The 10,972-nt window shown below is 66.3% G+C and carries 9 protein-coding genes; 3 read left to right on the top strand and 6 right to left on the bottom strand.

Features of this window, described 5'->3' with window-relative positions; all coding sequences use genetic code 11:
* The first annotated feature begins 29 nt into the window (after window positions 1-29).
* Complete coding sequence (locus IAE24_RS04495) at window positions 30-1,040, top strand: ABC transporter substrate-binding protein (RefSeq protein ID WP_126312081.1); 1,011 nt, start codon at window positions 30-32, stop codon at window positions 1,038-1,040.
* A 1-nt stretch (window position 1,041) separates the two neighbouring features.
* Window positions 1,042-1,839 carry an SDR family oxidoreductase gene (locus tag IAE24_RS04500; RefSeq protein ID WP_192366529.1) on the top strand — a complete coding sequence of 266 codons (798 nt, stop codon included), beginning with the start codon at window positions 1,042-1,044 and terminating at the stop codon, window positions 1,837-1,839.
* Between the two features lie 7 nt (window positions 1,840-1,846).
* Here IAE24_RS04500 and IAE24_RS04505 read toward each other — a convergent pair whose 3' ends face one another.
* From IAE24_RS04505 to IAE24_RS04530, 6 genes are all read right to left on the bottom strand, one after another.
* The gene (locus IAE24_RS04505; protein ID WP_199959672.1) at window positions 1,847-3,595 is read right to left on the bottom strand and encodes a methyl-accepting chemotaxis protein; all 1,749 of its coding nucleotides are present in this window, start codon (window positions 3,593-3,595) and stop codon (window positions 1,847-1,849) included.
* Window positions 3,596-3,664: 69 nt separating this feature from the next.
* On the bottom strand, window positions 3,665-5,149 hold the full coding sequence (locus IAE24_RS04510; RefSeq protein WP_233626113.1) for a helix-turn-helix domain-containing protein: 1,485 nt from the start codon (window positions 5,147-5,149) through the stop codon (window positions 3,665-3,667).
* 308 nt (window positions 5,150-5,457) lie between these two features.
* Window positions 5,458-6,549: a porin gene (locus IAE24_RS04515; protein WP_199959670.1), complete on the bottom strand. Its 1,092-nt coding sequence runs from the start codon at window positions 6,547-6,549 to the stop codon at window positions 5,458-5,460.
* Window positions 6,550-6,641: 92 nt separating this feature from the next.
* Complete coding sequence (locus IAE24_RS04520; RefSeq protein ID WP_199959669.1) at window positions 6,642-7,658, bottom strand: Bug family tripartite tricarboxylate transporter substrate binding protein; 1,017 nt, start codon at window positions 7,656-7,658, stop codon at window positions 6,642-6,644.
* A 37-nt stretch (window positions 7,659-7,695) separates the two neighbouring features.
* Window positions 7,696-8,466: a hypothetical protein gene (locus tag IAE24_RS04525; RefSeq protein ID WP_199959667.1), complete on the bottom strand. Its 771-nt coding sequence runs from the start codon at window positions 8,464-8,466 to the stop codon at window positions 7,696-7,698.
* Entirely contained in the window at window positions 8,463-9,518 is a 1,056-nt protein-coding gene (locus tag IAE24_RS04530; RefSeq protein ID WP_156897996.1) for a zinc-dependent alcohol dehydrogenase, read from the bottom strand. The genes IAE24_RS04525 and IAE24_RS04530 overlap by 4 nt, the downstream gene beginning before the upstream one ends.
* A gap of 129 nt (window positions 9,519-9,647) precedes the next feature.
* On the opposite strand from IAE24_RS04530, the gene IAE24_RS04535 reads away from it, so the two are divergent.
* Window positions 9,648-10,574, top strand: coding sequence for a LysR substrate-binding domain-containing protein (locus IAE24_RS04535; protein ID WP_071956299.1), 927 nt, complete (start codon window positions 9,648-9,650; stop codon window positions 10,572-10,574).
* Window positions 10,575-10,972: the final 398 nt, after the last annotated feature.

Genomic DNA, 10,972 nt, shown 5'->3' on the forward strand with positions numbered 1-10,972 from the left:
ACACTTCCGAAACCTTTTCCCCAAGCGCCATGCACACACCGCAATCTCCCTTCCTCACCCGCCGCAGCCTGCTGGGCGCCTCTGCCGGTTTTGCCGGCCTGGCGCTGGCCGGCAATTGCCTGGCCGCTCCTGTGCAAGGCAAGATCCGCCTGGCGGGCTGGAGCAAGCCCATCAGCGAGATCACCAACATCCTGGCCGAGCCCGACAAAGGCTTCTTCAAGGCCCAGGGCGTGGAGCTGGCCTACCTGCCCGGCGCAGGCGGCGGCGACGCCATCCGCAACATGCTCAGCGGCCAGGCCGATGTGGCCTTCACCGATCCCGGCTCCTTCTTCATGGCGCTGGACAAGGGCGAGAAGCTGGTCGCCATCTACGACATCTATCCGCAGAACGTGTTCAACGTGGTCTCGCTCAAGTCGGCCGGCATCCGCAAGCCGGCGGACCTCAAGGGCAAGAAGATCGGCGTCTACAGCCTGTCCAGCGGCACGCGCCAGAACCTGCTGGTGATGCTGCACCAGGCCGGCCTCAAGGAGTCGGACGTGACCATCGTCGTCACCGGCCTGCTCAACTTCGCGCCGCTGATGCAGGGCCAGGTCGATGCCACGGCCGCCACCGACACCGGCCTGGCCGTGGGCCTGCGCAAAGGCATTGGCGAGGTCGATGTGATGCAGGTGCGCGATCACCTGAACATCTCCAGTGACATGTTCGTGGTGCGCGAGGACACGCTGCGCGACAAGAAGGACCTGCTGCGCGCCTTCCTCAAGGGCTACCGCGACAGCGCCGCCTGGATGATGGCCAACCCCGATGAGGCCGCCACGCTGGCCGGCAAGCACGCCATCGACGGCACGCAGCGCGACATCAACCTGGACGTGATCCGCCTGCGCAATGCGTCTTCGCAGCCGCTGCAGGCCGGCAAGCCGCTGGGCAGCTTCGACCTGGCCGCCCTGCAAAAGGGCGCCGACGCCTACCGCGCGCTGGGCATGGTGCAAAGGCAGATCAAGGTGTCCGACGTGGTGGACACCAGCCTGCTGCCCGGGGCCTGAGATGGCACAGCCGTCTTCCCTGGGCCTGCAAGGCAAGGTGGTGCTGGTCACCGGCGCCGGCCGCGGCATAGGCGCTGCCATTGCCATCGCCTTTGCGCGCGAGGGTGCCACCGTGGTGGTCAACCACCTGTCCAACGACGAAGCCGCCGCCCGCACCGTGGCGGCCTGCCAGGCAGCGGGCAAGCAGGCCGGAGGCGATGCCTGGGCCATCAAGGCCGATGTGGGCTCGCAGCCCGCCGTCCAGGCCATGACCGAGGCCATTGCACGCGAGGCGGGCGCCATCGACATCGTGGTCAACAACGCCTTCAAACCCTACGCCTTCGACCCCGAGCGCCGCCGCCTCTTCGACGACCTGCAATGGAGCGACTACCAGGCCCAGTACGACGGTGCCGTGGGCGCGGCCTTCAATGTCTGCCGCGCGGTGCTGCCGCAGATGCGCCAGCGTGCGCGGGGCAGCATCGTCAACATTGCCAGCAATTTGGTGGAGCACCCCGTCGTGCCCTACCACGACTACACCACGGCCAAGGCCTCGCTGGTGGCCTTCAGCCGCAACCTGGCCAGCGAGCTGGGGCCCGTGGGCATACGTGTCAACTGCGTCGCGCCGGGGCTGGTCTATCCCACGCAGGGCACGCAGGACACGCGCGAGTCCTTCCGCGAATCGCTGATGGCCGCCACGCCGCTGCGCCGCTTGGCGAGCCCCGAAGACGTGGCGGGGCCGGTGCTGTTCCTGGCCTCGGAACTGAGCGGCTTCATGACGGGACAGGTACTGTTCGTCGATGGCGGCCTGGTGATGCGTTGAGCCTGTTTTAGAACTGCTCCCACTCCTCCGCCATCTCGGCCGCCGTGGCGCGGCGGGGTGCCGTGGTCCTGGCGGGCAGCGCCACAGGCGCGCTGGAGGCCGCAGCCGTTGCCGCGCGCAAGGGCTTGGCGGGGCGGGGCACGGCAGGGGCCAGCGCGGGAGACGGCCTGGCGGTCTGTGCCCGGGCCTCGCTTTCATCCAGCCGGAACACGCTGACCAGTTGCACCAGTTGCGCCGCCTGCTTGTTCAGGCTGTCGGCAGCGGCGGCGGACTCTTCCACCAGGGAGGCGTTTTGCTGCGTCACCTGGTCGAGCTGCTGCACGGCGTCGCTGACCTGGGTCACGCCCTGGGACTGCTCCTGCGTGGCGGCACCGATGTCGGAGATCAGTTCGGCCACGCGGTGCGTCTGGGTGACGATGTCGTTCATGGTGTTGCCGGCCTCGGCCACCTGGCGGGAGCCGGCGGCGACCTTGCCCACGCTCTCGCTGATCAGGCCCTTGATCTCCTTGGCCGCGTTGGCGCAGCGCTGGGCCAGGGAGCGCACCTCCGAGGCGACCACCGCAAAGCCCTTGCCCTGTTCCCCGGCACGCGCGGCCTCCACGGCGGCGTTGAGCGCGAGGATGTTGGTCTGGAACGCAATGGCGTCGATCACGCCGATGATTTCCTCGATCTTGCGCGAGCTGTGCGTGATGTCCTCCATGGTGCTGACCACGCCATGCACCACCTCGCCGCCGTGCACGGCCGTGGCGCTGGCCGACTGGGCCAGGCCCGAGGCACTGCGCACCGTGTCCACGTTCTGCTGAATGGTGGCGGTCATCTGCTCCATGGAGGCTGCCGTCTCCTCCAGGTTGGCGGCCTGCTCTTCCGTGCGAGCGCTCAGGTCCGCGTTGCCCGAGGCGATCTGGCTGGCGCCCGTGGCAATCGATTCGCTGCTGTGGCGCACCTGGCTGACGATGTCTGCCAGGCTCGCGCGCATGGAGTTCAGCGCAGCCAGCAGGCTGGTGGTGTCACCGGGCCGCAGCGCCACGGCCACCGCCAGGTTGCCCCTGGCGACTTCCTGCGTGATCTGCGCCGCGTAGGCGGGCTCCCCGCCCAGCAGGCCCGTGATGCGCCGCGTGATGGCCCAGCCCACCAGCGCGCCTATGGCCAGTGCGGCCAGCGCCAGGGACAGCATCAGCCGCCCGGCAGCCAGGGATTTGTCCTCGGAGGCCTGCGCCGTTTCCGTGGCACGCACCTGCTGGTGGGCCAGGATGTCATTGATGGAGTTGAAGAACGCGTCCTGGCGTTTGCGGAACTCCCCGCTTTCGCCAAGCATGGCCGAGACGGCCTGCAGGTCGTGGCGCGTGGCCGCCTCCATGAATTGGTCGAGCAGCGGCAGATAGGCAATGCGCGCGTTCTTCATGTTGTCGTACAGGGCAATGCCCTGCGGTGTGCTCAGGCCTTCGCGGAATTTCTCCATCAGCTGGCTGATCTTCTGGCGCTGTGCATCCAGTGCGGCCTTGGCCAGCTTCTTTTCCCCGGCGTCCTCCATCAACGCCATGCTGCGCACGCCGCGAAAGATGAACTCCACCGAGCCCTTGATCTCCACCAGCCGGAGCAGGCTGGTGATCCGCTTGTCGGCCAGGTAGGCCACATCATCGGAGGCCTGTACCAGCTGGGCGCGGCCATACAGCGCAATCGACAGCGCGATGGCAATCAGAATCGAAAATCCCAGACCCAACATGGAGCCCGTCTTCATGTTTTTCAGGTATTTCATGCGTATTCCTTTCAGTATTCAATATGGCTGCGTGCCACGCAATCGGGCCGCATCGCATAAAAATCCGGATCACGCCAATCGATGATGACGGACCCAGACAGACGGCGGTATTCCATAATGTCCGGAGAAATCTCTGGAAAATGATGAGAGCGAGGAATAACCAAGCTGCGAGGAAATCTGTCCTATGCTCTGGTCGGTGGTCAGCAGCGATTCGGCCGCAAGATGAATGCGGCTTTGCCTTATATATTCACCGATGCTGCACGACCGGCTGTTGCGAAAGGAAACCTCCAATGTGCGCCGGCTGACGCGGCAATGGTCGGCAATGGTCTGGATCGGTAGTTTCTTGTCCAGGTTTTCCTGTATGTATTGGAGGGCGCGCTTGACATAGGCGGGTTCCAGATCGTGCAGCCGTGCCTCGTCCATGGCCGTGAATCTGGATTTCTCCAGATAGGGGCTGATGGCCATGCTCTTGAGCCGCATGATGTTCAGCGCCTTCAGCGTGGACAGGGCGCCTGCAAAATCGCCCTGCGTTTCCTGTATGTGGTACTCGTAGACCAGGGCATTGCGGCACAGGCCTTCGAGCTGGTAGGTCTGGGCCGTGGACTTTGCCAGCATCACCGCCTGCAGGGCCTGGGCATATTGGCGCTTGCTGCAGTGCACCAGTGCGCTGCTCAGCCAGGCCCAGCCGGCAATCGGCGGGTTCTTGATCTGGTGGCGGACGCCGATGCGTTCAATGGCACGGATCACGCCAGCGGCTTCGCGGCGGCCCGCATCCAGCCCTTTGACCGAGAGCTGCAGCAAATCGCTGTAGGGCCAGGCCAGGCCCGTTGGCAGCTGGCGGCCGACCCGCTCCAGCAGCGCCTGCAGGTCGGCGCTGTCGGGTGCCGCGGCACCGAGCTGGACCAGGCCTGAATCCGGGGGCGGCCCGCACCACAGATTCTGGTGATTCTTGTAGAGATAGATCTTCCACAGAATCTGCGCTCTGGCCCAATTGATCAGGGCGGACAGCCAGGGCGTGATGCCCGGCGCCATCAATGCGAAATCATGGTCCTTGCCGTCGATCAATTGCAAGGCGGTATCGAGCTCGCCCAGCCGGCTGTGCGCCAGCGCCCTCACATAGGTGGCGCAGGCCATGGATTCCGGCTGCAGCAGTGCGGGATTGGCCATTGCGGCAGTGGCCAGTGCAATCGCATTGCGCTCTTCGCCCAGCTGGCAATGGATGAAGGCGGCTGCAATACGGCATGAGACCACGCGGTCGGGCATGCGGTGCAGCTCGAAAATGGCCTGCGCTTCCTGCACATATCTGAGCACCAGCAGGGGATATATGGAAGGCTCTGGCCATTTGCAGGCCTGTAGCAATTCCTCGGCCCGGCTGATTTTGTTATATCCAGTATCGGCTTGCTGGTGATGGGCGGATATTATTCTCCATAATCTGGATGCGCTCTCATCTTGGTGGCCGTGGATGTGGTGCGTCAAAAGATTGAATGAGTAAGAATTCTTATATGAAAAAATCAATGGCCAGGCAGGTGCGATGCATTTTCCCGATGAATGCATCGGCAAGGTGCTTCACAACACCCTCCTGGGGAAACACTGATTGACTGGAAGAATCTTACAGGCCAGATAAACAATTGTTTACATTTGGATTTTATTTTTCTTGCCGGATCACGCAGGCACTTGTCTTTTTGCGAAACTTTCTCTCTTGCAAATCTCCTAATTCGCTGATTGGACAGACTTTTTCTGATTGGAAAAATCCATTCAAATAGGCGAATATTCCCTGGATTTCATGGGGTTGTTACAGCGGCCAGACTCCAGCCGGGCCGCCCTGTCGGCATGGCAGGCGCTGGCCGCGCCTGTCTCGGCAATCAGAAGGCGTGCGATATGCCAAGCACCACCGAGCTGGGCCGGCTGCCTGCCTGGACCACCGGCCCCGCATTGCTGGCGGTGTTGATGGTGAAGGCGGCACCCGCCTCGTTGTGGATGCGGCCCACGCCCGCATAGAGCTTGGTGCGCTTGGACAGCGAGTGGTCGTAGCGCACGCTCAGCGCACGCGCATCGCTCTGGGCGCGAGCCTGTCCGTGGTAGGTGCCATAGGACAGCAGCCACTGCCCCGCCATGCCCATGGGCACGGTCACGCTGGCCTCGTAGAAACGGCCCTGGCCGCTGGTGGCGGCAGGCAGGTCGTCGCGCCGCGTGGACAGCAGCAGCGCCGCGCGCGCCACGCCGAAGTCATAGGCCGCGCCCAGCAGCGCATAGCGGTCGGTATTCACGGCCGTGGTGCGCCGCTGCATCCACGATGCACCCAGTGCCCAGGGCCCGGCCGCATAGTCCACGGAGCCGCCGTACAGGCTGGCCACGCTGGAGCCCGCCGCCTCGCCGAACGAATACATGCCGCGCACCGTGAAGCCGCCCATGTTCGGCGACTGGTAGCGCAGCGAATTGCTGGCGCGCAGCACCGTGCCGTCGCGGAAATAGTTGGCCGCGTTGCCCCAGATCAGGCCGGTGAGCGCATAGCTGGCCAGCGAGGTGTGCAGCGTGGTGTAGTGGCGCCCGGCCGTGAGCTGGCCCCAGCCGCCGCCCAGGCCCACGAAGACCTGGCGACCAAAGGCGAGGCCGCCCTGGCCGCTGGCACCCGTGTCGCCGTTGAAGCCGGCCTCCACCACATAGAGCGCGCGCTGGCCGCCACCCAGGTCCTCCGTGCCGCGCAGGCCCCAGCGCGACCCGGCGATCACGCCGCTTTCCAGCCGCTGCAGGCCGCCATTGCCCGTGCGCGCCGACTCCACCGCCATGTCCACGACGCCGTACAGCGTCACGCTGCTGCTGGGGATCGCGGGCGGGGCCGATGTCTGCGTCTGTGTTTGCGCCTGTGTCTGTGTCTGTGTCTGCGCATGCACCTGGCTTGCCAGGGCCAGGGCTGCGGCGCCCACGGCCCAGCCTCCTCGTTGCAAGGTCTTCATGATGTCTCCTCTATGGGGTATGGAAAAAATGGGGCGCTGGCCGTTGCTTGCTGCCTGGTGCTGCAGGTGCCGCCTCGGTTGGCGCTGTCCGCTCAGTCGAGCCGGATGTTCTTCTTGGCGATCAGCGCGCCGTAGGTGCGGTTGTCCTGCGCCATGCGTGCGGACAGGGCAGCGGGGCCGACATCGTCCACGCGCCAGCCCTGGGCCAGCAGCTTGTCGCGCACTTCGGGCGAATGCAGGATGCGCTCCAGCGCCTGTGACAGCCGGGCGCGGTGGGCTGCGGGCATGGAGGCGGGCGCCATCACGGCATTCCACACCTCGATGTCCACCGCGCCCGCACCGATCTCGCGCATGGACGGCACGCCGGGCGCCAGCGGGCTGCGTTCGCTGGAGGTCACGGCCAGCGCCGCCAGCTTGCCCGACTGCACCAGCGGCATCACGGTGGAGGCCGGCAGCAGCGCCATCTGTACCTGTTCGCCCAGCAGGGCGTTCACCACGGCCGGGCCGCCGTTGTAGGGCACATGGGCCAGGCGCAGGCCCATGGATTCCTTGATCAGCTCGGCTCCCAGGTGCGTGCCCGAGCCCTTGCCGACCGAGCCGAAGTTGAACTGCCCGTTCTCGGAACGCAGGGACTGCAGGTAGGCCGCCGTATCGGTGGCGGCGGCGCGCGGCGCCACCCAGACCAGCGGCGCCGATCCGATCATGGCGATGGGCGCAAAATCCCGCCCCGGGTCGTAGGGCAGCCGGGCGTAGAGGTATTTGGAACTGGTCAGCGGGCCGTTGCCGATCACGCCCAGCGTATGGCCGTCGCCGGCCTTGGCCACGGCATCGGCGCCGATGTTGCCGCTGGCGCCGCCCTTGTTCTCCACCACCACGGGCTGGCCCAGGGCGCGGCCCAGCGGCTCGGCCAGCAGGCGCGCCTGCACGTCGGGGGAGGAGCCGCTGGCATAGCCCACGATCAAGCGCAGCGGGCGCGTGGGCCACGCATCCTTGTCGCCTGCGGCATGGGAGGGGAAGACCGGCGAGAGCGCGGCAGCGCACCACAGCAGGGCGGCGCGGCGCGTTGACGACCGCAGCAGCGGCTGCCTGCTTGTCTGGGGCTTGTTCATGTTCTTGTCTCCTGGAATGTTCATCTGCAATCTGGCTTCAGCGCGAAAAATACCGGTCCATGGGTCCCAGGCGCGGCGGCAATCGGGAGTGCGGCCGCTGTGACACATCCGCAGGCAGGTCGCTGCGCACCACCTGGCTTTGCAGCACAAAGGATTCGGCCTGCACGCCCGGCAGGCTCCAGGGCGCAAGCCGCTCCAGCAGCCACTGCGCACCCTGGCGCGCGCCCTCGGCCGTGCAATGCTCGGCCAGCAGCACCACCGTGGTCTGGCCGGTCACGGCCTGGGCAATGCGTTCGCCGCCCACGGGGTAGGCCAGGTCCAGCGCGGGTGGCACGGCGCCCGCGCTGGCGCGCACCAGCAGGGCGCTGTCCTCGGCCTCGGCCAGCGCCTGCGTGGTTGCGGCGGACCAGCCGGGCAGGTCGGCGGTGGTGGCGCGCACCGCCACCAGGTGCGCGGCGGTGGAGGCGCCTGCCGTGGCCACCAGTGCGCAGGGCCGGCGCACAAAGGCGCTCAGCCGGGGCCGCATGCGGGCGGACCAGGGCGTGGGATGGGCGATCACATCGGCATACTGCGCGGTCTGCAGCGCATCCAGCCCCTGCAATCCATAGACCGTGAAATAGCTGCTGCCTGCGGCAGATGGCGCACCGCCTGCATCCGAACCGCGTACATAGCGGCGCCCCCACAGAAATCCCGGCAGGCCCACGCGCTCGGGCACATGTTCCATGGCGTGCCAGGCCTCGTATTCCTCGCGCGCATCGCTGCGGTCCAGTCCGTTCCACAGCGCAAGAAAGGCGTTGCTGCCCCTCATGCCTGGTGCTCCGGCTGTACCAGTACCTTGCTGGCATGGCGCGCGCGCGCCAGCGCAAAGCCTTCCTCGGCACGCGACAGCGGCACGCGGTGCGTGATCATCTGGCGCAGCAGGGGCTGGTGCTCCTGCATGAAGCGCACGACCTCGGGCCAGGCGCTCTCGGGCGCGCGGTAGGAGCCGCGCAGCTCCTGGTGGTTGCGCACCAGCGCCGTCAGGTCGATGGGCACGGGCGCCGCATGGATGCCCGTGATCACCAGCACGCCATGCACCTTGAGCGCGCGCAGCGCCGGCGCAATCACGGCGGCCGCGCCCGTGGCTTCGATCACGGCATCGAACCGGCCCCGGGCCAGATAGGGGGCAAGGGCCGCATCCATATCGCTGCCCTCGAAGTCCAGCACATCATCAAAGCCCATGGCGCGCAACACCGCCAGGCGCGGCGCATCGCCATGCCCGGCCACCACCACCTGGGCGGCGCCTGCGGCCCGCGCAAACAGCGCAATGCCCTGGCCGATGTTGCCCGGCCCCAGCACCAGAACGCGGTGGCCGGGGCGCACGCCGGCCGTGCGCACGGCCTCATGGCTCACGGTCAGCGGCTCGGCCAGCGCGGCCACGTCGCCCTGCACACCGGCCGGGACCGGCACGCAGTTGCGCAGCGGCACGGCGGCCCAGGGTGCAAAGCCGCCATTGCGCAGCACGCCAATGCCGCGCCGCGTGGTGCAGCCATCGAAGTTGCCGCTGGTGCAGGCCGCGCAGCGGCCGCAGGTGACCGAGGGCCGCACGGCCACCATCTGGCCCACGGTCAGGCCCGGGGCCAGGTTCCCGGCACCTTCGCCCAGCGCGGCAATCTCGCCGCTGAACTCGTGGCCGATCGTCACGGGCAGGGCTGGGGTCAGGAAGTGGTAGCTGCGGGTCCATTCGGCAATGTGCAGATCGGTGCCGCACACACCGGCCGAATGCACGCGCAGCAGCACTTCGCCAGGGCCGGGCGCGGGCATGTCCGCTTGGGTCAGTGTCAGGCCGTGGCTCGGCTCGGTCTTGCGCAGTGCTTGCATGGCGTGGGGGCCGCTGGCCCGTTGGAAATTGGCGATGGCGGCAGTGTCTCCATACGCCAGAGGTATGTCCAAGACTGAATTAGTATCTGAAGCATACGAAGCAAGTATGTTTTCAAAGGGTGAACACCTATGGAATTGCGCCACCTGCGCTATTTCGTCGCCGTGGCCGAGCAGGGCAACGTCAGCCGCGCCGCTCGCAAGCTTTTCATTGCCCAGCCGCCGCTGTCGGCCCAGCTCAAGCAATTGGAGGAAGAGGTGGGCGCAGCCCTGTTCACACGGCTGCCGCGCGGCGTGCGGCTCACGCCTGCGGGCGAGTCCCTGCTGGAGGACGCGCGCGCCATTCTTGCGCGCGCCCAGCAGGCCCCGCTGCGCGCTCGCGAACGCCAGCAAAGCCGCCAGGGCGTGGTTCGCCTGGGCCTGGTTCCGTCGGCCATGCACTCGGTGCTGCCCGGCCTGCTGCGCCGCATTGCCGACGCCGGCTGGAACCTGCGCGTGGAAGCCCGCGAGATGATCACCTCGCAGCAACTGCGCGCCCTGCGCGCCGGAGAGCTGGACCTGGGTTTTGGGCGCCCCGGCAAGGGCGAGCCACTGGCCGAGGAAGTGGCCGGCATGGACGATCCCTACTGCCTGGCCATGGCGCCGTCCCATCCGCTGGCGGCTGGCGAAGGCGCGCTACCGCTGCAATCGGCTGCGCATGAGCCCTTCGTGGGCTTTGCGCGCTACGAGGATGCCGACTACTTCGACCGCACCGTGGCCCTGTGCCTGGACGCGGGCTTCACCCCTTCCATACGCCACGAGGCCGGCCAGTTCGTCAACGTGCTCGCCCTGGTGGCCTGCGGCCTGGGCGTGGCCATCGTCCCCTCGTCCTTTGCCTCGCTGTACCGGGGCAAGCTGGTGTTCAGACCGCTGCAGGAATCGCGCTACCAGAGCCGGCTGGCGGTGCTGGCTGTGGCCGGGGCGGCTGAACAGGACAGTGAAAGCGATGCAGGGCACGTGGCGCAGGCTGCGGCGCTGGAGTTGAAGCATTTCGGGCGAAGGTTGGCGCGGTTGCGGTGAGCGCAACGGCAGGCTTGCGATCCAAACGCCGGCAATGCCTCCGTTTCCACATGCTCAAGTCGATTCTGTCAATCGCGGCGATGCAGTGAAATGAATAATATGGAGCGATGTATTGCGTTGATTGCCTTTTGACAGTCGGCGCTGCCTTGATCCATGGGCTGTTGCTGCATTGCTCAATTCAGTGATATGCTTCGCACAAAGCGTTACGTATAAAGCTTTTTGTTGTCACCATGACCGTATTTCGCAGTCCATGGCTCCATGCCATGGACTGCTTTCAGGCGTGTGGGTCATTTAAGTCGATAAGTCAAGAGGCATGTTGCCGGGCGAATCCTTCGATCGTGACCCTGAGAAAAATAGTAGGCAGTTGCCAGCTTTTTGCTTAGGGAACAAGCAAAAAG

It is taken from the genome of Delftia sp. S65, assembly GCF_016516495.1.
Lineage (GTDB): Bacteria > Pseudomonadota > Gammaproteobacteria > Burkholderiales > Burkholderiaceae_C > Comamonas > Comamonas acidovorans.